This is a genomic window from Shewanella xiamenensis (genome assembly GCF_024971755.1).
GTDB classification, from domain to species: Bacteria; Pseudomonadota; Gammaproteobacteria; order Enterobacterales; family Shewanellaceae; genus Shewanella; species Shewanella xiamenensis.
In genome coordinates this window covers 3,857,924-3,881,271 of the sequence record NZ_CP079718.1, presented here as the reverse complement: position 1 = coordinate 3,881,271, position 23,348 = coordinate 3,857,924, and the positions used below count along the sequence as shown (strand labels likewise).

At 45.9% G+C, this 23,348-nt stretch carries 18 protein-coding genes; 15 read left to right on the top strand and 3 right to left on the bottom strand.

Annotated features, from left to right (window positions below; translation table 11 throughout):
* The first annotated feature begins 121 nt into the window (after window positions 1-121).
* On the top strand, window positions 122-391 hold the full coding sequence (gene rpsO, locus KXJ80_RS18190) for a 30S ribosomal protein S15 (RefSeq protein ID WP_037415266.1): 270 nt from the start codon (window positions 122-124) through the stop codon (window positions 389-391).
* An 86-nt stretch (window positions 392-477) separates the two neighbouring features.
* Here the strand turns inward: rpsO and KXJ80_RS18185 are convergent, their stop codons facing one another.
* Window positions 478-2,532, bottom strand: coding sequence for a putative bifunctional diguanylate cyclase/phosphodiesterase (locus KXJ80_RS18185; protein ID WP_218737205.1), 2,055 nt, complete (start codon window positions 2,530-2,532; stop codon window positions 478-480).
* Between the two features lie 195 nt (window positions 2,533-2,727).
* On the opposite strand from KXJ80_RS18185, the gene pnp reads away from it, so the two are divergent.
* The 11 genes from pnp to deoD all read left to right on the top strand — a co-directional run bounded on the left by pnp (window position 2,728) and on the right by deoD (window position 15,976).
* Window positions 2,728-4,827 (top strand): polyribonucleotide nucleotidyltransferase, encoded by a 2,100-nt coding sequence (gene pnp, locus KXJ80_RS18180; RefSeq protein WP_144345730.1) that lies wholly within the window; start codon window positions 2,728-2,730, stop codon window positions 4,825-4,827.
* Between the two features lie 191 nt (window positions 4,828-5,018).
* Window positions 5,019-5,921 carry a lipoprotein NlpI gene (nlpI, locus tag KXJ80_RS18175; protein ID WP_037415349.1) on the top strand — a complete coding sequence of 301 codons (903 nt, stop codon included), beginning with the start codon at window positions 5,019-5,021 and terminating at the stop codon, window positions 5,919-5,921.
* Window positions 5,922-6,020: 99 nt separating this feature from the next.
* The gene (gene prfC, locus KXJ80_RS18170) at window positions 6,021-7,601 is read left to right on the top strand and encodes a peptide chain release factor 3 (protein ID WP_037415348.1); all 1,581 of its coding nucleotides are present in this window, start codon (window positions 6,021-6,023) and stop codon (window positions 7,599-7,601) included.
* 69 nt (window positions 7,602-7,670) lie between these two features.
* Window positions 7,671-7,853, top strand: a complete 183-nt coding sequence (locus KXJ80_RS22440; protein WP_306299126.1) for a DUF5363 family protein — start codon at window positions 7,671-7,673, stop codon at window positions 7,851-7,853.
* Between the two features lie 10 nt (window positions 7,854-7,863).
* Window positions 7,864-8,628 carry a TatD family hydrolase gene (locus tag KXJ80_RS18165; RefSeq protein WP_172587603.1) on the top strand — a complete coding sequence of 255 codons (765 nt, stop codon included), beginning with the start codon at window positions 7,864-7,866 and terminating at the stop codon, window positions 8,626-8,628.
* Window positions 8,629-8,804: 176 nt separating this feature from the next.
* Window positions 8,805-10,064 carry a NupC/NupG family nucleoside CNT transporter gene (locus KXJ80_RS18160; RefSeq protein WP_037415347.1) on the top strand — a complete coding sequence of 420 codons (1,260 nt, stop codon included), beginning with the start codon at window positions 8,805-8,807 and terminating at the stop codon, window positions 10,062-10,064.
* 348 nt (window positions 10,065-10,412) lie between these two features.
* Complete coding sequence (locus KXJ80_RS18155) at window positions 10,413-11,252, top strand: nucleoside-specific channel-forming Tsx family protein (protein WP_037415346.1); 840 nt, start codon at window positions 10,413-10,415, stop codon at window positions 11,250-11,252.
* A gap of 411 nt (window positions 11,253-11,663) precedes the next feature.
* A complete protein-coding gene (gene deoC, locus KXJ80_RS18150) occupies window positions 11,664-12,434 on the top strand; it encodes a deoxyribose-phosphate aldolase (RefSeq protein WP_011625501.1) in 771 nt (256 codons plus the stop codon).
* A 184-nt stretch (window positions 12,435-12,618) separates the two neighbouring features.
* Window positions 12,619-13,950, top strand: coding sequence for a thymidine phosphorylase (deoA, locus tag KXJ80_RS18145; protein WP_047535367.1), 1,332 nt, complete (start codon window positions 12,619-12,621; stop codon window positions 13,948-13,950).
* 9 nt (window positions 13,951-13,959) lie between these two features.
* Window positions 13,960-15,174 (top strand): phosphopentomutase, encoded by a 1,215-nt coding sequence (locus KXJ80_RS18140; RefSeq protein WP_069453334.1) that lies wholly within the window; start codon window positions 13,960-13,962, stop codon window positions 15,172-15,174.
* Between the two features lie 91 nt (window positions 15,175-15,265).
* Window positions 15,266-15,976: a purine-nucleoside phosphorylase gene (gene deoD / locus KXJ80_RS18135; RefSeq protein WP_011621831.1), complete on the top strand. Its 711-nt coding sequence runs from the start codon at window positions 15,266-15,268 to the stop codon at window positions 15,974-15,976.
* 169 nt (window positions 15,977-16,145) lie between these two features.
* Here the strand turns inward: deoD and KXJ80_RS18130 are convergent, their stop codons facing one another.
* Window positions 16,146-17,321 carry an AhpA/YtjB family protein gene (locus tag KXJ80_RS18130; protein WP_218737927.1) on the bottom strand — a complete coding sequence of 392 codons (1,176 nt, stop codon included), beginning with the start codon at window positions 17,319-17,321 and terminating at the stop codon, window positions 16,146-16,148.
* A gap of 79 nt (window positions 17,322-17,400) precedes the next feature.
* Between KXJ80_RS18130 and serB the strand changes: the two genes are divergently transcribed.
* Together serB and KXJ80_RS18120 are read left to right on the top strand one after the other, a co-directional pair.
* Complete coding sequence (gene serB / locus KXJ80_RS18125) at window positions 17,401-18,393, top strand: phosphoserine phosphatase SerB (RefSeq protein ID WP_218737203.1); 993 nt, start codon at window positions 17,401-17,403, stop codon at window positions 18,391-18,393.
* 105 nt (window positions 18,394-18,498) lie between these two features.
* On the top strand, window positions 18,499-19,485 hold the full coding sequence (locus KXJ80_RS18120) for an alpha/beta fold hydrolase (RefSeq protein WP_218737202.1): 987 nt from the start codon (window positions 18,499-18,501) through the stop codon (window positions 19,483-19,485).
* Between the two features lies 1 nt (window position 19,486).
* On the opposite strand, the gene KXJ80_RS18115 is transcribed toward KXJ80_RS18120, so the two are convergent.
* A complete protein-coding gene (locus KXJ80_RS18115; RefSeq protein ID WP_218737201.1) occupies window positions 19,487-21,865 on the bottom strand; it encodes a PilZ domain-containing protein in 2,379 nt (792 codons plus the stop codon).
* A 102-nt stretch (window positions 21,866-21,967) separates the two neighbouring features.
* Between KXJ80_RS18115 and radA the strand changes: the two genes are divergently transcribed.
* Complete coding sequence (radA, locus tag KXJ80_RS18110) at window positions 21,968-23,332, top strand: DNA repair protein RadA (protein WP_037415324.1); 1,365 nt, start codon at window positions 21,968-21,970, stop codon at window positions 23,330-23,332.
* The last annotated feature ends 16 nt before the right edge of the window (window positions 23,333-23,348 follow it).

The following is a 23,348-nucleotide window of genomic DNA, read 5'->3' as shown; positions in this document are numbered from 1 at the left end:
TTTGCTCGGATATTATTCCACCGCTTTTATTGCGCATGCCAAAGATTATGGGTAGAATAGCGCGCCCTCTGGCTGAGTTAGTGATCGGCTAGGGATTCACATTTTATATTTGGAGAGACACATGTCACTAAGTACTGAAGCGAAAGCAAAAATCCTGGCTGAATTTGGCCGTGGCGCAAACGACACTGGTTCAACTGAAGTTCAAGTTGCGCTGTTAACTGCTCAAATCAACCATTTGCAAGATCACTTCAAAGAGCACATTCACGATCACCACTCACGTCGTGGTCTGTTACGTATGGTTAGCGCTCGTCGTAAGTTATTAGCTTACCTGAAGCGTACCGAAGCTACACGTTACAATGAGCTGATCCAAAAGTTAGGTTTACGTCGTTAATCTCTCGTCGATTAACGTAAAAAAGGAGGCTTAGCCTCCTTTTTTATTGCCTAAAATTCAGTATGTTGAACTATATCCTCAGTACATTAGGCACCACGTAATCCATCAATCTTACTAATGGTTGCTGTTTGACTGGCAATATATAGCGTCTCAAATTCAGCCTGTGGTAAAGGTTGGCTAAAGTAAAAGCCTTGACCTATCTGGCACTCATTACTCTTAAGCCAATCGAGTTGCAGCTCGTTCTCAATCCCTTCAGCCACAATAGTTAGGTTTAATTGCTTACCTAACATCAAGATTGTTGATGCAATTGCACTATCCTTGGGAAGATCGGAAACAAAGCAGCGATCAATTTTCATGGTGGTGATTGGCAGATGGCGTAAGTAGGATAGGGAGGAATAACCAGTACCAAAATCATCTACCGCGATACCAAATCCTGCCGATTTAAGTTGTTCTAATTTGTTGATAGCAAGTTCTATATCATTCATTAATGAGGTTTCAGTAATCTCTATTTCTAATAACTCTGGTTGAATTTGGTATCGTAGCGCCATTTGTTTGATATCAGAGACTAAGCTTGCGTCGGCAAATTGTTGTGAGGCGACGTTAATTGCGATAGGAATGGCATAGTTATATTTCTTCTGCCACTCCCGCAGTACTCGGCAACTCTGCTCTATCACCCAGCGACCGATAGGGATAATAATGCCGGTTTCCTCTGCCACCGGAATAAAGGATATGGGACTAATTAAGCGGCCATCTTTTTGCCAACGGATTAAGGCTTCACATCCGGTAATTTTACCTGTTTGTAGATCAAGCTTAGGCTGGAAGTAGAGTAGAAATTCATTATTTTTCAGTGCATCATGTAGTGATGCTTCTGTCCGTAGTCTAACCGCAGCTCGTTCTGTCATTTGCTGTTTGAAGAAAGCCCATTGATTAGAACCTGCCGCTTTTGCACTGTACATCGCAATATCGGCATGGCGGATAAGATCTTCGGCGCTATTTCCATCCTCAGGATAGATAGATATTCCGATAGAAGCCGCAGGATGAATCGCATGTTCATTTAATTGGATGGGGACATTGAGTTGCACTAAGAGTTTATCGACAAAGTCAGCAGCTTGGTCAGGAGAGTGAACTGAGTCGGCTAAAATAACGAATTCATCACCGCCTAGGCGAGATACTGTGCCTTTATCACCCACTACACGTTCGAGGATGCGAGCGATACGGGCGAGGAATTGATCGCCAAGGGCGTGTCCTAGGGAGTCATTAATATTTTTAAAGCGATCTAGGTCGATAAACATCAGGGCAAAGCTACGTTTGTGCACTCTAGAGCGTTGGATTGTGACGGCAATTGTTTCGAGCAGTAAAGTACGATTAGGCAATCCGGTGAGTGGATCTCGTGTTGCCATTTTTCGAAGTTTTGACTGAGTTTGACTAAATTGAATTAAGATCTGATTAAATTTCGACGTTACCAGTCCCAATTCATCATCCTTATGGGCATTGGACATGGGGAGCAGGTTTTCGTCGGGCGAATCGGGTGTGATTTTATCTATTGCTTCACTTATCCGGGCTATCGGCTGGGTTAAGAAGCGGTGGAAGACGACAGATAATACCAAGGTGAGCAAAAGTGCACGGGCTAAGGTTGCAAAAAAACTAAACCTGAGTTGGCTAAAGAGGGTATTAGTCAGTTCCTGGGTGTCATAGAAAATGGTCAATGTGCCAATAAGCTGTTGTTTTTGAGTGCCTTCGAAATAGAAGGGACGATACAGTGGGCGTGAAATTTCTTTAAGATCATCAAACAGTTTATTACTGAGGGTTATAAAAGTTTGTGAGCTAGTTTTCTGATTATTACTCACAGACACAAACATGGAACCATCATCGAGTTCGATGACTGCAGAGCCGACATGCTCAACTTTTATTGCACCTTCTAGGGTTTGTCTAGCGAGATTATCATCCAGTGCCCAAACGGCGTTAGCAGAAGGTTGTTCTACCGAATCGAGTAATTCCTGTTGAGTGGTCGTGAGTTGATGTTTGGTGGATACCACCACAAGGGCAATTTCAACAATAAAAATAGCGATAGCAAAAAATAACGCAGTAAAAACGACGAGGTTAGTCTGTTTCCAAGTTAGGGATTTAAAACGACCCGTCATTCAGATCTTCCTTTTAATTGTTATTTTTCACCAGAGGAGATTGCCTATATCACTGTAGAGCATAACTCTTTGTTGATTTAACCACTTTAGTGAAAAGATAGCCGTTTGTCATCATTATCTGCTCTTTATCTATGGTTCATAATTGCAGTATACTTACGCGCGTAATTCAAGGTCATTAATTAAGGAATGGGTCACGTGAATCCAATTGTAAAGAGTTTTGAGTATGGTCAACATACAGTCACCCTGGAAACAGGCGTTATAGCGCGTCAAGCTGATGCAGCCGTGTTAGCGAGTATGGGTGACACGACAGTGTTAGTCACTGTTGTAGGTAAAAAAGAAGCCGATGCAGGCCGTGACTTCTTTCCTCTGACTGTTAACTATCAAGAAAAGAGCTATGCAGCGGGTAAAATTCCTGGTGGTTTCTTTAAGCGTGAAGGCCGTCCTTCAGAAGATGAGACATTAATCGCTCGCCTGATCGACCGTCCAATTCGTCCTCTTTTCCCTAATGGTTTCACCAACGAAGTTCAAGTTATCATCACTGTGGTATCTGTCGATCCACAAATCGAGCCAGATATTATTTCGATGATTGGTACTTCGGCTGCGCTTGCCATTTCGGGTATTCCATTCAGCGGTCCATTAGGTGCGGCGCGTGTGGGTTACATCAATGGCGAATACGTACTGAACCCAACAGTGACTCAGTTAGAAAGCAGCCAACTAAACTTGGTTGTTGCAGGTACTGAGAGCGCGGTATTGATGGTTGAGTCAGAAGCTCAAGCCTTACCAGAAGAAGTGATGTTAGGCTCAGTAGTTTATGGTCACGACCAACAACAAGTGGTTATCAAAGCGATTGCTGAATTCAAAGCAGAAGCCGGTAAACCTGCTTGGAATTGGACAGCTCCAGTGCAAGATGAAACGCTGGTTGCTCAAATCAAAGCGCTTGCTGAAGCGGGTTTAGGCGATGCGTATAAAATCCAAGTAAAGCAAGATCGTTATGCTCAAGTTGCTGTTGTTAAAGCTGCAACGAAAGAAGCGTTATTAGCAAGCAATCCTAATATTGATTTACGTGAAGTTGATGGTCTGCTCGGTAGCTTAGAGAAGAAAGTCGTTCGTGGTCGCATCATCCGTGGTGAGCCGCGTATCGATGGTCGTGAGCCAGATATGATTCGTGCATTAAGCGTATTGGCAGGCGTATTACCACGTACCCACGGGAGTGCTCTGTTTACCCGTGGCGAAACCCAAGCTCTGGTGACTTGTACTTTAGGTACTGAGCGTGACGCACAGAAGATTGATAGCATTATGGGCGAGCGTACTAGCCGCTTCATGCTGCACTACAACTTCCCTCCTTATTCTGTTGGTGAGACAGGTATGGTGGGTTCACCTAAGCGTCGTGAAATCGGCCACGGCAAGTTAGCATGGCGCGGTATCAACGCAGTAATGCCTTCTGCTGAAGAGTTCCCATACAGTGTACGTGTGGTTTCTGAAATCACTGAATCTAACGGTTCAAGCTCTATGGCATCAGTCTGTGGTACTTCTCTTGCGCTGATGGATGCGGGTGTACCTATCAAGACTTCTGTAGCGGGTATCGCTATGGGTCTAGTGAAAGAAGGTGATGACTTTGTGGTTCTGTCTGACATCTTAGGTGATGAAGACCACTTAGGTGACATGGACTTCAAAGTAGCCGGTACCCGTGACGGTGTGACTGCACTGCAGATGGATATCAAGATCGAAGGTATTACCAAAGAAATCATGGAAATTGCACTGCAACAAGCCTACGGCGCACGTGTACATATCCTAAACGTGATGGATCAAGCGATTGGTTCGCACCGTGATGATATCTCTGACCATGCTCCACGTATCACAACTATCAAGATCAACCCAGAGAAGATCCGTGATGTTATCGGTAAAGGCGGCGCGGTAATTCGTGCACTGACTGAAGAAACCGGCACTACTATCGAGCTTGAAGATGACGGTACAGTTAGAATTGCTTCTTCTAATGGTGAAGCCACCAAAGAAGCTATCCGTCGTATCGAAGAAATCACTTCAGAAGTTGAAGTGGGTCGTATCTACAACGGTAAAGTTATCCGTATTGTTGACTTCGGTGCCTTCGTTAACATTCTGCCAGGTAAAGATGGTTTAGTGCACATTTCGCAAATCAGCGATGAGCGTGTTGCTAACGTCTCTGACCACCTTGAACTTAACCAAGAAGTCACCGTTAAAGTGATGGAAGTGGATCGTCAAGGCCGTGTAAGACTGTCAATCAAAGAAGCACAGACTAAAGAGCCAGCTGCTGAATAATGGTCTAAACAGACATTATCGGTGTCAGTTTCGACGTGACGTGACTAAAAGGAGATCAATTGATCTCCTTTTTGTTTGTTTGGGTTTAATAAAGTTGTGTTTAATGCTATTCCTCAATAGCAGTCCAGTTGTGGGATTGCTATCATGAACATTCTTCTGCGTGAGTTGGGAATCTAAAAAGGTAGAAATGGATGAGTCTTAAAATTAGAACCGCTGTTGTTGCTGTGCTGGCGGGTGCCAGCTTGATGTTGGCTGGATGTGCGACCACTCAATCCCCCTTAGACAACCAAAATGACGTTGAAGGTAAATTGGTTATCGCCCCGGTGATGACTGATTATAAAGTCGAGGTGACCCTTGCCAAGCTCAATGAGATTTTATCAGCTGTTGAATTGACCAACGAGCAGCGCGCTCGTTTCCATTACGATCGTGGGGTAATTTACGACAGCGTGGGCTTGCGTTTAATGGCGCGCATTGATTTTATGCAAGCGCTAAAATTGCAACCAGACTTAGCCGATGCCTATAATTTCCTTGGTATTTATTATACCCAAGAGGGGGAATACGATAGTGCCTATGAGGCGTTTGATGGCGTATTAGAGTTATCGCCAAACTATGATTATGCCTACTTGAATCGTGGTATCGCGCTTTATTATGGTGACCGTAACGATCTTGCCTTAAAAGATATGCAATCCTTCTATGCTGCCGATAATAAAGATGGTTACCGAGCATTATGGTTGTATTTGATCCAATCAAAGGATGATGCCGTTGAGGCTAAACGCCAGCTACAGGAACACCGTAAGGGGCTTGAAGCGGATGCATGGTCAACCGTTATTGTTGATTATTATTTGGGCGTTAAGAGTCGTGAACAGGTATTTGCCGATGCCAAGTTAGGCCTCACTCATCCTAAAGAATATGCTGAACGTTTATGTGAAGCTTATTTCTATCTTGCCAAAATGGCTATTGCCAATAAGCAATATCAAGAGGCTGCAAATTATTTCCGTCTCGCCCTTGCAACTAATATTTATGACTTTGTTGAGCACAGATATGCGCGAATTGAGCTGGCAAAGGTCAAAGGGTTGCTCGAAGGCACAAAATAAGTCTTATCGCCCGAGGCTCATCTTGGGCTTTGCCTAGCCAAGCACGCACTGAGGCGCTATAATTTGCGCCTTTTTTAGCGATACGAGTGCATAGGTTAAATGTCAGACAATAAAGTAGAGGTCGATAAACGTCGCACCTTCGCGATTATATCGCACCCCGACGCGGGTAAAACCACCATTACCGAAAAAGTGCTGTTATTCGGAAACGCGCTGCAAAAAGCGGGTACCGTTAAGGGCAAAAAGTCGGGTCAGCACGCTAAGTCTGACTGGATGGAAATGGAAAAAGACCGTGGTATTTCAATTACAACGTCTGTCATGCAGTTTCCCTATGGTGGCGCGCTCGTTAACCTACTCGACACCCCTGGCCACGAAGACTTCTCGGAAGATACTTACCGCACCTTAACGGCGGTCGACTCTTGCTTGATGGTTATCGACTCGGCAAAGGGTGTTGAAGATCGTACCATCAAATTGATGGAAGTGACCCGTCTGCGCGATACACCTATCGTGACTTTTATGAACAAACTCGACCGTGATATTCGCGATCCTATCGAACTGATGGATGAGGTCGAGAACGTACTTAATATCGCCTGTGCGCCTATTACTTGGCCTATTGGCAGCGGTAAAGAATTTAAGGGTGTTTACCATATTCTGCGCGATGAAGTGGTGCTATACCAAAGCGGTTTGGGACACACGATTCAAGAGCGCCGTGTGATTGAAGGTATCGATAACCCTGATCTGGATAAAGCGATTGGTAGCTATGCCGCTGATCTGCGTGATGAAATGGAACTGGTTCGCGGAGCATCAAACGAGTTTGATCATCAAGCCTTCTTAAAGGGTGAGCTTACGCCAGTGTTCTTCGGTACCGCATTAGGTAACTTCGGTGTTGACCATATCCTCGATGGTATTGTGGAATGGGCGCCTAAACCGCTACCTCGTGAAAGCGATGTGCGGATGATCATGCCTGACGAAGAAAAATTCACCGGTTTTGTGTTTAAAATTCAAGCAAACATGGATCCTAAGCACCGTGACCGCGTTGCCTTTATGCGTGTTTGCTCTGGTCGCTATGAGCAAGGCATGAAGATGCACCATGTGCGCATCGGCAAAGATGTTAACGTCAGCGATGCGTTGACCTTTATGGCGGGCGACCGTGAGCGCGCTGAAGTGGCGTATCCTGGTGATATTATTGGTTTACATAACCACGGAACCATTCGTATCGGCGATACGTTCACTCAAGGTGAAAAGTTCCGCTTTACCGGTGTACCTAACTTTGCGCCTGAAATGTTCCGCCGTATTCGTCTGCGCGATCCGCTCAAGCAAAAGCAATTACTTAAGGGCTTAGTTCAGCTATCTGAAGAAGGGGCTGTGCAGGTGTTTCGTCCCTTAGACACCAACGATCTAATCGTTGGTGCTGTGGGTGTGCTGCAGTTTGAAGTGGTTGTCGGCCGCTTAAAGAGCGAGTACAACGTTGAGGCAATTTACGAAGGTATTAGCGTTTCAACTGCGCGCTGGGTTTATTGTAAAGATGAGCGTAAGCTAGAAGAGTTCCGCCGCAAGTGTAGCCAAAACTTGGCGCTCGACGGTGGTGATAACTTAACTTACATTGCGCCAACTATGGTTAACTTAAATCTTTCAATGGAAAGATACCCTGATATCGAGTTCGCTAAAACGCGCGAACACTAACAGGTAAGTAGCTCTAGGGTTGAAGGCGGTGATTCACCGCCTTTTTTGTATCTAAAATTTGTGGGGTGACTGATGATAAGTTGGATAACTCGCGCGTGGCAGGCTTATATCCGTTGGTGCGACAAGATGGGACTCACGCCCGAGAATCGCCGTTGTTGCATGCCAAGATTAGAAGATCCGCCACTAATTCGAACTAAAGCTGATTGTCAAATAAAAGCGCAATCATCGAATGGAGACACAAAAACGGAGTGACAGATTGATGATGCTAGATACTCACGCGCACCTCGATTTTGTCGAGTTTGATAGTGACCGCGATCAAGTCATACAGCGTATGCATCATGCGGGCATCGATAATCTGATTATCCCAGGAGTATCACCACAACACTGGACTAAACAATTGGCCATTGCTGAGCAATACCAGTGTTATTTTGCCTTAGGGATCCACCCTTGGTTTTGCCCGGAAGATGTTGATAAGGCCATCACAGAATTAACATTACAGGTTGCTCAGTTACGAGAATGTCCCCGTTTTGTTGCCATTGGTGAGTGTGGGTTAGACAAACTTTATGCTGACAATTGGAGCAACCAGTTAGCATTTTTTGACGCTCAGTTGGCGCTTGCTTATGAGCAGAATTTGCCCGTTATCGTCCATGCGGTAAAGGCACATCAAGAGGTGCTATTCCATTTAAAGCGCCATAAACTCCCAAAAGCGGGCGTAATACACGCCTTTTCTGGCAGTCCTGATATTGCACTCGAATACACTAAGCTAGGTTTTAAACTAGGCATTGGTGGTTTAGTGATGAATCCGAATGCGAAAAAACTGCTCAAAACTGTCAGTGAATTGCCCTTAGAAAGTTTCCTACTTGAGACTGATTCTCCTGCCATGACTCCGCTAAATGTTACCGAAAAACGCAATCAACCCGCTAATGCTGTACTTTTTATAGACAAAATTGCAACTTTGCAAAAAAAATCTAGTGTTCTAATATCAGAACACTTGGTGTCGAATGCAATGCAACTGTTTGACCTTTAGTTGTTTTTGGTTAAACAGGTGTATGTCGCAATAGCATTTTGCTCTAAGCGATTGAAATTAAACTCCAAAATTTTGATCAAAACGACGATTTTCGACTTTCTCTCGGGTATAATCTGACTCGGAAATAGGTTGATTAACAACATAATTAAAAAGTGTTAACAATAGGGTGATGGTTAATGAATATATTGATGAGCTTAGTAGGGGTGGTCGTCCTACTTGCGATAGGTTTCCTCCTATCGAATAACAAAAAAGCAATTAACTTGCGTACTGTGGGTGGGGCATTAGCCATCCAAGCTGCCTTCGGTGGTTTTGTACTGTACGTTCCTGTCGGTAAAGATATCCTGAAAGGTGTATCTGACGCCGTATCTAGCGTTATCGGTTATGCACAAAACGGTATCGGTTTCCTGTTCGGTGATTTAGCTAACTTCAAACTTGGCTTTATCTTCGCGGTAAACGTGTTGCCAGTTATTGTGTTCTTCTCTTCTCTAATCGCCGTTCTGTACTATTTAGGCGTAATGCAGTGGATCATCCGTATCATCGGTGGTGGTCTGCAAAAAGCATTAGGCACAAGCCGTACTGAATCTATGTCTGCGACTGCTAACATCTTCGTTGGTCAAACTGAAGCGCCGTTAGTTGTTCGTCCATTCATTCCTACTATGACTCAATCAGAACTGTTTGCGATCATGGTGGGTGGTTTAGCTTCTATTGCAGGTTCAGTACTGGCTGGTTACGCGCAAATGGGCGTGCCTATTGAGTACTTAGTTGCTGCGTCATTCATGGCGGCACCAGGTGGTCTATTAATGGCTAAACTGATGCACCCAGAAACTGAAGTTGCTAAAAACGACATGGATGAATTACCAGAAGATCCTGATAAGCCAGCTAACGTATTAGACGCTGCTGCTGCGGGTGCTTCATCTGGTATGCATTTAGCGCTGAACGTAGGTGCAATGTTGTTAGCCTTCGTTGGCTTGATCGCTATGATCAACGGCATCATCGGTGGTGTAGGTGGTTGGTTTGGTGTTGAAGGTTTAACACTGGAACTGATCCTTGGCTATGTGTTCATGCCTTTAGCATTCCTTATCGGTGTGCCTTGGAATGAAGCATTAGTTGCTGGTTCTTTCATTGGTCAAAAGATCATTGTTAACGAATTCGTAGCTTACCTGAACTTTGCTCCATACTTAAAAGACATCGCTGATGGCGGTATGGTTGTGGCTGAAACTGGTTTAGCTATGACCGACAGAACCAAAGCGATTGTTTCGTTTGCACTGTGTGGTTTTGCGAACTTGTCTTCTATCGCGATTCTGTTGGGTGGTTTAGGTGCTATGGCTCCTAACCGTCGTCACGATTTAGCTAAAATGGGTATTCGTGCGGTTATCGCAGGCTCGTTAGCTAACTTAATGAGTGCAACAATTGCGGGTCTGTTCTTAGCTATCTAAGCACAGAAACGTTGGGGAGAGATTCCCCACTAACTAGGTCCTGACCATGCAGGGCAGGACCTAAGTTAATTCAACCATTTTCCAGTAGTGATTCCTGTAGTGAATAGTTTCTCCGATTGTATAGGTCAGATTACAACTAAACTTTAGCTGTGATGCTGTCTTACGGTCGTGACGTACGGTTAAGTTAATTAGTCGTAAACAATAAGTCGCGACTTTGTTCACAATTAAGAATTTTGTGTTCGTGATTTTACGCAAGATTATTGAGATTTTTTTTAATCGAGGTAAAATGCGAGCGCCACAAAAAGAACGCTACCCTAGACGGTAGCAACCAAAATAATGGGGTTGATGATGAAAAACGTTAAAACTTTAGCTTTAGCCGCTACAGCAGTAGCAGCAATCTCTGGCAACGCATTTGCTGCAGACCGTACTGACCTTCACGGTTCTGACTACAAGTGGATGCAGTTCAACGCTATGTACTCTATCGGCGAAAAGCCTGATAACCCAGCTACTGGCGACCAACACAACTACTTAGAAATGGAGTTCGGCGGCCGTTCTGGTGTATTCGATCTCTATGGTTATGTTGACGTATTCAACTTAGCAAACCAATCAAGCAGCAACGGTGACAAGAACCCAGGTTCTGGCACTAGTAAACTGTTCATGAAATTTGCTCCACGTGTTTCTATCGATGCATTAACGGGTAAAGATTTATCTTTCGGCCCAGTACAAGAAGTTTACTTCTCTACTCTGTTCAACTGGGATGGTCTGAACGGTGAAGGCGTTAACTCTACTTTCTGGGGTGTTGGTGCTGACGTAAACGTGCCTTGGTTAGGCAAAACAGGTATGAACCTGTACGGTTTCTACGACATGAACGCTAAAGAGTGGAACGGTTACCAATTCTCTGCTAACTGGTTCAAGCCTTTCTACTTCTTCGACAACAAGAGCTTCCTGTCATTCCAAGGTTATATCGATTACCAATTCGGTGCTGACGAAGACAAGACTGCTTTCGTACCAAAAACCTCTAACGGTGGTAACATCTTCTTCGGTCTATACTGGCACTCAGATCGTTACGCTCTGGGCTATGGCCTGAAAGGCTTCAAAGACGTTTACCTGTTAGAAGACGGTGCTGGTGCACTGGCTCTAGAATCAACAGGTTGGTCACACTACCTGTCTGCTACTTACAAGTTTTAATTTCTTGTAAGAGCCGTTGGAGCCGCGATGGCGGCTCCATCTTTTATGTGTCATGAATCTTTATCTAAACCCATTTATAATTTGAGCAGTGCGTTTATATAAAGGTTTGTGTTTTTCTCGCGCTAAAACGGATTTTTCGCGGAAAAGTAGGAACAAGACATTATTCGTCTCCTCTCTTCCGGTCTTCAAGGATTCAAGTCGTGATCACTTATAGTCAATTTAAGTGTCAGGATGCCTAGTTATGTATAGGCAAGATTGAATACCTAATAAATATGTAATTTGCCCTACACAAATTACTCGGCATCGCCTGAAGGCCCGGCCATATAAAAATAATCAAAATAATGCCACCTCTAAGCGTTGCTTATAAGCGACTGATTTCTATTTATTTGTTTTTTCTTTTGGAGAGCTATTATGACTGATTTAAAAAAAGCAGCACAACGCGCCATCGAACTTATGGATTTAACCACCTTAAATGATGACGATACCGATCAGAAGGTGATCGACCTGTGTCACAAAGCTGTGACGCCAGCGGGTAATACTGCTGCCATCTGTATCTATCCTCGCTTCATTCCTATCGCACGTAAGACCCTCGATGAATTGGGCGCCGAAGACATTCAAATCGCGACAGTAACCAACTTCCCACACGGTAACGACGATATCGCTATTGCGGTATTAGAAACCCGTGCAGCGGTTGCCTATGGCGCCGATGAAGTGGATGTGGTATTTCCATACCGCGCGCTGATGGAAGGCAACGAAACAGTCGGCTATGAGTTAGTCAAAGCCTGTAAAGAAGCCTGTGGCGAAGTATTGCTGAAAGTCATCATTGAATCGGGTGTATTAGCCGATCCTGCGCTTATTCGCCGCGCCTCTGAACTGTCTATCGATGCCGGAGCTGATTTTATTAAGACGTCTACCGGTAAAGTGCCTGTCAACGCAACCCTTGAAGCGGCTGAAATCATGCTGACTGTGATCAGTGAGAAGAACACCAAAGTAGGCTTTAAGCCTGCTGGCGGCGTACGTGATGCTGCTCAAGCTGCAGAGTTTTTAGGTGTGGCTGAGCGTATTCTTGGTGCGGATTGGGTCTCTCCACGTACCTTTAGATTTGGTGCTTCAAGCTTACTCAATAGCTTGTTACACACGTTAGAATTAGCCGATGCGCCTAAGCCGACTCAAGGCTATTAATCGAACATTGCATCTCGATTAATACCAAAATCGTATATCGAAACTAATTAAGTGTGACCTAAATCTAGTTGGAAACATCAAAACTTCGATAGCATGTAATTGTAATATTGCTACAGTTTTGATGTTTCATTGCAAAGCTAAATAACGGATATGTTGTATTAGTATTTAGCTTGGAGGCAGTATCATGTTTCTAGCTCAAGAAATTATACGTAAGAAACGCAATGGGTTAGCCTTAAGTGCCGAAGAGATCCAGTTCTTCGTTAAGGGCATAACCACTAATGCAGTGTCGGAAGGTCAGATCGCCGCATTAGGCATGGCAGTGTATTTTAATGACATGAATATGGATGAAAGAATCGCTTTGACTACGGCAATGCGCGATTCTGGCACTGTACTCAATTGGCAATCACTTGGCCTTAATGGCCCAGTCATCGATAAACACAGTACAGGTGGTGTCGGTGATGTGATTAGTCTTATGCTCGGCCCTATGGCCGCTGCCTGCGGTGGTTATGTGCCGATGATTTCGGGTCGCGGACTCGGACATACAGGCGGTACGCTCGATAAGTTCGACGCTATTCCCGGTTATCAAACCGAACCTTCGAGTGAATTGTTCCGCAAAGTGGTTAAAGACGTTGGTGTGGCGATTATTGGCCAAACTGGCGATCTGGTCCCCGCCGATAAACGTTTCTACTCCATCCGTGACAACACTGCGACCGTCGAATCCATCTCCCTCATTACCGCCTCTATTCTCTCTAAGAAATTAGCTTGTAGTCTCGATGCATTGGCGATGGACGTTAAAGTCGGTAGCGGCGCATTTATGCCAACTTACGAAGCCTCTGAAGAGCTTGCTCGCAGCATTGCAGCGGTAGCCAATGGCGCAGGTACTAAAACGACGGCCTTACTCACCGACATGAACCAAGTATTAGCCTCATGTGCGGGTAATGCGGTTGAAGTGAAAGAAGCCATCGACTTCTTAACCGGTGCTTACCGTAATCCTCGTCTGTACGCTGTGACTATGGGTCTTTGCGCCGAGATGTTACTCCTTGGTGGCTTAGCGACTGATGAAGCGGATGCCCGTGCCAAGTTAAACCGTGTACTCGATAATGGCCGTGCTGCCGAGATCTTTGGCAAGATGGTTTCAGGCCTCGGTGGCCCCGTCGATTTTGTCGAAAACTACAGTAAGTACTTACCGCAATCGCAAATTATTCGCCCTGTCTTTGCGGATACCCAAGGTTATGCCTACAGCATGGATACCCGCGAACTCGGTTTAGCCGTGGTTACCTTAGGTGGTGGTCGTCGCAAACCTGGTGATGCACTCGACTACAGTGTTGGTTTGACGCAAGTCTGTGCCCTTGGCGATAAAATTGATGCTTCTACGCCGATTGCTGTGATCCACGCGCAATCTGAAGAAGCCTTTGCGCAGGCAGAAGAAGCGGTGAAAAAAGCGATTCATATCGATGAAGTCGCTCCAGAAAAAACACCTGAGATCTATGCTTATATTCGAGCTTCGGATCTTTAAGGAAGAATTATGAAACGTACAGTTATAATGATGTTGGATTCCTTTGGCGTGGGCGCTGCTGGTGACGCCGCCAAGTTTGGGGATCTAGGTTCTGACACATTTGGCCATATCGCCAAAGCCTGCGCCGAAGGTAAAGCGGATACTGGTCGTAAAGGCCCATTAGCTCTGCCAAACTTGGCCCGTTTAGGGTTAGCCCATGCCGCGATGGAGAGTACTGGGGCGTTTGCACCAGGCTTTGCGGACAATGTTGAGCTGATTGGTGCCTATGGCCACGCTCAGGAATTAAGTTCGGGTAAAGATACTCCGAGCGGTCACTGGGAAATGGCGGGAGTACCCGTATTATTCGAATGGGGCTATTTTAGCGAGCACCAAAACTCATTCCCTAAAGAGCTGACCGATAAGATTTTGGCCCGTGCGGGACTCGATGGCTTTTTAGGTAACTGCCATGCTTCTGGTACTACTATTCTGGAAGAATTAGGCGAAGAGCATATGCGCTCTGGCAAGCCAATTTTTTACACCTCGGCAGATTCTGTATTCCAGATTGCCTGCCATGAAGGCACATTTGGCTTAGAAAATTTATATCGTCTTTGCGAAATCGCTCGTGAAGAGTTAGAACCTTATAACATTGGCCGCGTGATTGCGCGTCCATTCGATGGTACTGGCCCAAGCGACTTTGCTCGTACTGGTAACCGTAAGGATTACTCCCTCGAGCCGCCAGCGAAGACAGTGTTAGATAAGTTAAAAGCCGCCGGTGGTGAAGTGGTGAGTGTGGGTAAGATTGCCGACATTTACGCTTACTGTGGCATCACCAAAAAGGTGAAGGCAAACGGTTTAGAAGCGTTATTTGATGCAACGTTAGCCGAAGTGAAATCAGCGGGTGAAAATACTATCGTATTCACTAACTTTGTTGATTTTGACTCCCACTATGGCCACCGCCGTGATGTAGCAGGTTATGCGAAAGGGCTGGAGTATTTCGACTCGCGTTTACCTGAAATGCTGGCGCTGCTGGATGAGGACGATCTGTTAATCCTCACCGCTGACCATGGTTGCGACCCAACATGGCAAGGTACGGACCATACTCGTGAATATGTGCCTGTATTGGCTTATGGCGCAGGACTGAAAGCCGGCTCACTCGGTCGCCGTAACAGTTTCGCCGATATCGGCCAATCTATCGCTAGCTACTTCAAGCTTGAGCCGATGGAATACGGTGAGTCGTTTATCTAAGTAAACGTGCAAGATCTCGATTTGGCGGCCAGCATTGGGCCGTCAGTAAACAAAGACTTAAGTCTTAATAAAATAAACAGGGGTTATTTCGATGGCAACACCACACATTAATGCTGTAGAGGGCGCATTCGCTGAGACGGTTCTGTTTCCAGGCGATCCATTACGTGCAAAATATATTGCTGAAACATTCTTAGAAAATGTTGAGCAAGTGACTGACGTTCGAAACATGCTAGGTTTTACTGGTACTTACAAAGGTAAACGTATTTCTGTTATGGGTTCAGGCATGGGTATTCCTTCATGCTCAATCTATGCAACTGAATTAATTAAAGACTACGGCGTTAAGAACCTGATCCGCGTGGGTACTTGTGGCGCGATCAGCACTGACGTTAAAGTGCGCGATGTGATCATCGGCATGGGTGCTTGTACTGATTCGCAAGTTAACCGCTTACGTTTTAAAGGCCAAGATTTCGCGGCTATCGCGAACTACGAGCTGATGAATGCCGTGATCGAATCTGCCAAAGTGAAAGGCACTAAGATCCGTGTTGGTAACGTTTTCTCTGCCGACCTGTTCTACACTCCTGATCCACAAATGTTTGACGTGATGGAAAAAATGGGCGTGTTAGGCGTAGAAATGGAAGCTGCTGGTTTATACGGTGTTGCCCATGAATTCGGTGCCCGTGCACTGTGTGTGGTAACGGTATCTGACCATATCCGTACTGGCGAAAAAACCACTTCTGATGAGCGTCAAACCACGTTCAACGATATGATCGTGATGACATTAGACGCTGCAATTACGCTGTAATGTGTCGCTAATTTCGTTATAAGAAAAGGGTTCGCATTGCGAACCCTTTTTTATTACCCTGTCTTCTTTTAGATTAGCCTGCTAAACCGTGCTGCCAAATGTTCGATGGATAAAATCCTGTAATGCGGCGCAGATCAAAGATGCCTCAGTTTGACCTGAGACGCTTCAGTTAACCCGTTGAGTCTGTGTCTAAATCGCTCGGTTGAACAGGGACTTTCTCCGCGGAGGATTTCGAGGTATTGGTCTTCACGCGGCGGACCGATTTAACCTTAGGTTTATTCGGTGTGGACACTGAGGTTTGTGGCTCTGTGGCCGACGTAACAGCTTGCGTCGACTGCGTTTTAGACTGAGGCATAGTGTTGGATGATGATTCATCCTTTGCTCCCATCTCAGGAGCTATCTCTGGTTTTAACTCAGTTTTCAGATCAGACAGTTGCTCTGGCGTTTGCTCAGACTCAGTTTTTGTTTCTGTAATGGCTTTGGCCTTCTTCACTTTAGGCTGAATACTGGCTTGATTACTGTTTTCATCCGGCACTTTAGCGTTTTCTGTGATTTTTTCTAAAGGCAAAGTATCTGTAGTTTGTTTATTTTCTTCGGTTTCTTTATTTTCTGTCGGCTTTTGAGCGGCCTCTGTATCACTCGCGATGACTTCATCCAACTGCTCATCCTGATGACCCGCAGGCTTCGATTCCTCAGCCGCTTCAGGGTTTTTTATGGCTTTATTCTTTTTAGGGTTTTTACGCAATTTGGCGCGGGTGCGGCGACGGTCAAAATCGGCGCGCTTAAAAGATAAGGCGCGGGATAGCAACATGCCGATAAGGCCGGCAACAAGCAGCATGATTTGTTGTTGCTCCATATTTAGGTTATGCGCTTCTTTGATTTCATTAAAAAATAGTTTGGTATCGAGCCTAACCTCGACATAACCTAAATTCTTGCCATCCTGAGTCACGGGTTCAACATAGGGCGGATATTTGCTCAGTAGCAGACTCATTTCTTCTGATTCGGGATCTAAGGCATCTTTAGTCAGGCTTTGAGCAAAGGCTAAGCGTATTCCTTGATCGCTAAATATTGCAGCTGACATCACCTTAGGATCTTCAACTAGGGCGCTGGCGAGCCACTGGAGTTGCTCATCATTTTGTAATTGTAGGGCGGGCGCCGCGCTATAGGCCGTTTGCTGCACCAGTAATCTGGCCATCTTTTGCGTTTGGGACTTTAGAAGCAGCTGACCTTGTAGTAGGCTTGTTTGCCACAATTGCACTAAGCCGACCATCAAGGTCAAGGCGATGGCGATTTGGAGCAGTCTACTGATTTTATGGCTTTTCTTTAGCCCTTTAAGATATAACACTTTGACCCTTAATAATGAGAGCGCTTGCCTAATCATAATTGATTCTGCGTGAGCCCGATAGCTGGAGAACACGAGTCCTATGGAAAGCTTGAACCAAAATCCGCTGTTTGTATGGTTAGCAGCTAACCCTTTACCTCGTTTTGAATATCAGGGGCTCAGTTTCGAGGCTTATCAGGAATCGTCTACGCGGCCATCCCTGAGTGTATTTGCTATGCGTCTGATTTACGAAGATTTAAGTCTTGAAGACTCTCTTGCGACTTGGATTGTTTCTCTGGCTGAAAGTCTCAAATTAACCACGCTCTCCATCGCACCTATTCGTCGTCAAGTGGCACTGCATTGCGTCGAATTAGCGCTGCCTGTAGAACCCAGTGCTGAATTGTTAGCAACCTGTCCATCTCAGGTGGAGTTACATTTAATTCACGGCCCATTACCTAAACTGAGCGAGCCCGGTTTACTGGTGATGGACATGGATTCTACCGCGATCCAAATTGAATGTATCGATGAACTTGCCGCGATGGCTGGGGTCGGCGAGCAAGTGGCGGCGATCACTGAGCGCGCGATGCAGGGGGAGCTCGATTTTGAGCAGAGTCTGCGCCAAAGGGTTGCCCAGCTTCAGGGCGCCGATGCCAAGATTATTCAAACCTTGTGTGACACTTTGCCATTGATGCCGGGTCTTGAGGCCATGTTGACCGAGCTTAAGTCGCATCATTGGCGCCTCGTTGTGGCTTCAGGAGGCTTCACGCCGTTTGTTGGTCACTTAAAACAGCTGCTGAATTTAGATGCGGCCTTTGCCAATGAATTAGTCATAACTGACGGTCAGCTGGCGGGAGCCGTCACCGGAAAAGTCGTCGATGCCCAGTTTAAGGCCGATGTGGTCAACCGTTGTAGCCAAGAATGGCAAATCCCAGTGGGGCAACGTGTGGCGATAGGTGATGGTGCTAACGATATTCCTATGGTGCAGGCGGCTGACTTTGGGATTGCCTTCCATGCCAAGCCCAAACTTGCCGCCGCAGCAGATGCTCGGATCCGTAGTTTGGACCTTAGAGTATTGCCTTATCTATTGCAGTTTTAAATAAGTGTCTCAGTCGATTATGTGGTGACATTAGAGTAATGACTCTTGTTTTTTGAGGCTTAACTGGTAGTTTAGTGTTCATTAATGGACTACCAGTGACTGACTTTGACTTCAACTCCAGATGAGCATTCTGCTCAAACATTTTCACAAACCTCCCTCTATCTTCCTTATCGGGATGGACAGTTACACCTGCGCCAGTTGTTGCCAATTACTGCTGATTTTTCTAAACCGCCGATCCTGATGTTGCATGGCGCTATGTCAAATGGCCGGGTTTTTTACAGCCAAAGCGGTCGTGGTTTGGGATGTTTTCTTGCTAAGGCGGGTTTTGTGGTTTATGTGCTCGATACCGCTGGACGAGGATTAAGTTTACCAAAAATCAGTCGAGATTTTACCTTAGGACAAGGTGAGGTGATCCGTGAGCAATTGCCATTAGTACAGCAGTATATTTTGAATATTCATAATCAGGCCTGTCAGGAACAGGGGAAAATATCCCCCTCACGTGTGCATTGGTGCGCCCATTCCTGGGGTGGCGTGTTGATGGCGAGCGCCTTAGCGCGTTACCCTGAACTGCAGCAAAGTGTGCGTTCACTACTCACCTTCGGCAGTAAACGCACTATTCGCGTCAAATCTTTCAAAAAATGGTTGATGGTCGATGTGTTTTGGAATCGCCTTGCCCCAAGTTTAGCGGTTGGGCAGGGATATCTCGCCGCCGATAAACTGCGTGTAGGTATGGATAACGAGAGTCGGGCATCATTGAATCAAAGTATCGATTGGGTGCGAGGTGAGTGGCGCGATCACGATGACGGTTTTGATTATGCTAAGGCGGCGAAGGTAGCCAACTGGCCCGTCGCTTGGTTTATAGCGGGGCAAAACGATACTGTGCTTGGGCATCCTGAAGATGTCGCCGATATGATCTCTGAGTGTGGCTTTCGCCAAGTGAAATTCACTTTGCTCTCAAAGGCGAACGGCTTTAAACACGACTATGGCCATGCGGATATGCTGACTCATCTGAATGCGATGAGTGACCATTTTCCGCTGATCCGGGATTGGTATTTAGGCTTTGAACTCGCGGTATTAAAAGACGAGGAATAAGTTAGGCCTGTTTATGTAACACTGGATATCTTAATTCCACCTCTTGGGTGATATCCAGCAATTCACCTACACCGATAATACGCCAGAGCTGATCTTCAAGTTGTTTTGCCCTGTGATTTGCATGGATATTGATATATTCCAATTCGCGGCGCAGATACCCCATATCCGGTTTTTCGGTGGCACCTCGATAAATTCGTAGCGCCATAAAACGTCCGGCCAATTTACTTTGGGTGATAAATGCGACTTTAGCTTGAGCATCACCGACTTCAATAGCGGGTATACATTTTAAATGGAATCGGCCGCGAGACTGACGCGTCAGTTGAATAAAGACTTCAATAAAATCCATATCCTGCTGGGGTTTCATTTGGCGGATGGGCTCGAGAATATCCCGTTTAAAAAAACCATCCTTGAGCAGCGGAGCGAGGTTATATTGCAACGTATCTGAAGAACCCGCGGCAAAAATATCACTAATTTCATCATGTTCAGTACTGACGCCTAAGCAAGCCACTTGTGCTGATTTAGTCGTTTTTTCAACGAAGTAGGGCACAGAATGGAGTTCGCGTAATAGGATATTTTTAAGTCCATCAGCAAGCTCGTTTGCTTCACTATTATTTTCAGTGAGTTGTTCTAGCTTTTCTTTATTGTGGGCGATTAATTTGTTTAAAAACTCGACACCGACATGGGGCGTATGGCCCATGACAGCGGCTAAATGTAACGTGACGCCATTCTTACGGGTTCGAACTAAGCGGTAGGGTAAATTCTCGAGTTGAGTTTTGCCGGCAATGGTTTGCAGTTTAGGTAAACTGATCATTAAGGGTTTATTAGTTACAAACGCCGTGGGATTGTCGAGTGTGAGCTGCATGCCACGACCTGAGATATCTAAGGTGATTCCTGTTGCTTTTAGGCCTCCCTGCGAGACATTGACTAAGGTTTTAAAGGCGAAGCGTGCTTCCTGCCGCCGCTCACTAAATTGCATTGCAATCGGTTTGATTTGGTGGGTGCTGAGCCGTTGCTGGCCGAAAGCTTTTAGCGCATTCGCATTACTATCGTCTTGCCAGGCTTTATAGGTCGCTCTTTCATCCTCGTTGGTCAGATCGATAAGTTGTAGCATATGGCTGAACTGGGCTAATTGTTGCTCCACCAGTGGGCTGTATTTAGCTTCATCCCCTGGCAAGGTCGCTCGGCGATAGCCTTTAGCATGGTAAATTTTATCTGGAACCAGTTTAAAAATACGCCAGCTTGGTTTGGTTGAAGCAAAACCTAAAAACAATGATACCAAGCCCTTAACTTTTAATTCGGCTAAGGTTGCCGAATAAAAATACAAGCAGCCTTGGGCGTTGTAGGTAAACGTAAAAAATAACCCATAGTCAGGATTTTCGGGATGGCTAAGTAGCGCAGAAAGCCGTGCTGATGTCAGCATTGCTGGTAACTGGCTGATATCGTTCTCATCTTGAAAATAATGCACTATCTGCTGATTATCTCGACTCAGCAGCATATGGCTAATTGATTGGGTTTGTTGATTCAAAAATAACGGTAAATGTGGCAAATGCGGCAGATAATGACGCTCGAATCCAAGGCCGGATGCGGTTACTAATACGTCATTAACATCGAGTTTATAACGGAGTTTATAGCCTCGAATCAAATTGCCCAGCATTTCGCCTAGCGCATCAGTGCCACCAATACGCTTCAATCTTAACCAAATAAATTCACCATTAGTTTGGCTATCAACAATGTGGTAATCGACTCCAAGTTGTAGATCGGGGTAATAATATTCTTCACTTAGCTCGAGAAGCTTTACCTTTAGCGGTTTATCGAGGTCAAAAGGATGATTCGCCGCCAAGCGAATGCGCGCACCACCAATGGATAAATCAACGGTGATCCCCGGCATTTCAGGTCTGCCAGGTTGGGAAACGGCAATGCGGATACTGTAATTCATCCGCTCTTCAGTGCGATTAAAATAACTGCCGAGTACAACGCCTGGCACCATAAAGGGTTCGAGTTCGACGGTATCGCTTTGTTGTGTCACCTGGCGTAGTTTTTGTCGCCGAAGTTGATGGGCGGCGATGACGTATTCATATACACCTAAAGTGTATTTGTTACGGTATAAGGACATGGCCTCTTGCAGGCTATGTTTAGCTGGCTCATCGAGAAAATGGCGCTGCTGACCCAGCATGACTTCACTACAGGGCAACTCTGACTTATCCCTAAGGTCAATAATCCGCGTGCAGGGCGAAGCTAAACGATTCAACTCCATTTTTAATAAAAAACGGGTGGAATTGTTTTCATCGACAGTCAGCTGCTGGAAAATCTCCTGGAAGTTAGGTTCCATGAGCAGCGGCTTGAGTTGTTCTATGAGTGCACTATGGTTATCTAAACTCATGTAGTGGTCTTTTCTAATGCTGATTTTATGCGTGCTGTGTTAGTCTAATGTCGGCAGTATTCACAGTTACTTAAATTGATTTTATACAGATTTTAATAAGTTATGGCAAAGAATAAAACCGCGTACGTGTGCAATGAGTGTGGACAGGATTTTCCCCGTTGGCAAGGGCAATGCAGTGCTTGTCACGAGTGGAATACGATAACTGAAGTGCGTTTAGGTGCCGCCTCGCCCGGACGGGGGACTCAGTTTGCCGGTTACGCTGGTGCAGGCAGTAGCGAAGTCAAAACCTTAGACCAAATTGATCTCAATGCCTTGCCACGTATAGTGAGCCACTTTGGTGAACTCGACCGGGTACTTGGAGGCGGCATCGTGCCTGGCTCGGCGATTTTGATTGGCGGTCATCCCGGAGCTGGTAAGAGTACTTTGCTGCTTCAGACCCTATGTCATTTAGCCGAGCAAATGCCCGCGCTTTATGTTACTGGGGAAGAATCGCTCCAGCAGGTGGCGATGCGGGCCCATCGTCTTGGCTTGCCAACTAATAAACTGAGGATGTTATCCGAAACCAGTGTGGAGCTGATATGCGAAGTCGCCCTGAAAGAATCGCCAAAAGTCATCGTTGTCGACTCTATTCAAGTTATGCATATGAGCGATGTAGCGTCGAGTCCCGGCAGCGTGTCGCAGGTACGTGAATCAGCCTCCTATCTAACCCGTTTCGCCAAGCAAAATGGCATTGCTGTTATTATGGTGGGTCATGTCACCAAAGATGGCAGCCTCGCCGGGCCAAAAGTGCTCGAGCACTGTATCGATTGCTCGGTGATGTTTGAAGGGGATAGCGACAGTCGTTATCGCACTTTGCGCTCCCACAAGAACCGCTTCGGGGCGATCAACGAGCTGGGCGTATTTGCCATGACGGAACGTGGCCTGAAGGAAGTGGCTAATCCATCAGCAATTTTCCTCTCCCGCGGCGAGGAAGAATCCTCGGGCTCCTTGGTTATGGTGGTGTGGGAAGGTACGCGCCCGTTACTGGTTGAACTGCAAGTGCTTGTGGATAATTCTGCCATGTCCAATCCGCGCCGCGTGGCAGTGGGGATGGATGCAAACCGTTTGGCCATGTTGCTTGCGGTGATGCATCGCCACGGTGGCTTACAAATGTCGGATCAGGACGTGTTTGTGAACGTGGTCGGCGGGGTTAAAGTAACCGAAACCAGTGCCGACTTAACCCTGCTACTGGCTATGGTATCGAGTTTTCGTGGCGATATTTTACCGAGTGATTTAGTGGTGTTTGGTGAAGTGGGCTTATCTGGCGAAATTCGACCTGTGCCAAATGGGCAAGAACGTTTAGTCGAAGCCGCTAAGCATGGTTTTAAACGAGCAATAGTACCTCGAGCGAACGTGCCGAAAAAACCGCCAGTGGGAATGGAAGTGGTGGGCGTTTCCAAGCTATCAGAAGCCCTTGAAGCAATCTAATCTAAAAAACAAACAG

What these genes read in the sequence shown, in the direction of transcription:
- rpsO (WP_037415266.1), top strand. Translation starts at nt 122, where the DNA reads ATGTCACTAAGTACTGAAGCGAAAGCAAAAATCCTGGCTGAATTTGGC.
- KXJ80_RS18185 (WP_218737205.1), bottom strand. Translation starts at nt 2,532, where the DNA reads ATGACGGGTCGTTTTAAATCCCTAACTTGGAAACAGACTAACCTCGTC.
- nlpI (WP_037415349.1), top strand. Translation starts at nt 5,019, where the DNA reads ATGAGTCTTAAAATTAGAACCGCTGTTGTTGCTGTGCTGGCGGGTGCC.
- prfC (WP_037415348.1), top strand. Translation starts at nt 6,021, where the DNA reads ATGTCAGACAATAAAGTAGAGGTCGATAAACGTCGCACCTTCGCGATT.
- KXJ80_RS18165 (WP_172587603.1), top strand. Translation starts at nt 7,864, where the DNA reads ATGCTAGATACTCACGCGCACCTCGATTTTGTCGAGTTTGATAGTGAC.
- KXJ80_RS18160 (WP_037415347.1), top strand. Translation starts at nt 8,805, where the DNA reads ATGAATATATTGATGAGCTTAGTAGGGGTGGTCGTCCTACTTGCGATA.
- KXJ80_RS18155 (WP_037415346.1), top strand. Translation starts at nt 10,413, where the DNA reads ATGAAAAACGTTAAAACTTTAGCTTTAGCCGCTACAGCAGTAGCAGCA.
- deoC (WP_011625501.1), top strand. Translation starts at nt 11,664, where the DNA reads ATGACTGATTTAAAAAAAGCAGCACAACGCGCCATCGAACTTATGGAT.
- deoA (WP_047535367.1), top strand. Translation starts at nt 12,619, where the DNA reads ATGTTTCTAGCTCAAGAAATTATACGTAAGAAACGCAATGGGTTAGCC.
- KXJ80_RS18140 (WP_069453334.1), top strand. Translation starts at nt 13,960, where the DNA reads ATGAAACGTACAGTTATAATGATGTTGGATTCCTTTGGCGTGGGCGCT.
- deoD (WP_011621831.1), top strand. Translation starts at nt 15,266, where the DNA reads ATGGCAACACCACACATTAATGCTGTAGAGGGCGCATTCGCTGAGACG.
- serB (WP_218737203.1), top strand. Translation starts at nt 17,401, where the DNA reads ATGGAAAGCTTGAACCAAAATCCGCTGTTTGTATGGTTAGCAGCTAAC.
- KXJ80_RS18115 (WP_218737201.1), bottom strand. Translation starts at nt 21,865, where the DNA reads ATGAGTTTAGATAACCATAGTGCACTCATAGAACAACTCAAGCCGCTG.
- radA (WP_037415324.1), top strand. Translation starts at nt 21,968, where the DNA reads ATGGCAAAGAATAAAACCGCGTACGTGTGCAATGAGTGTGGACAGGAT.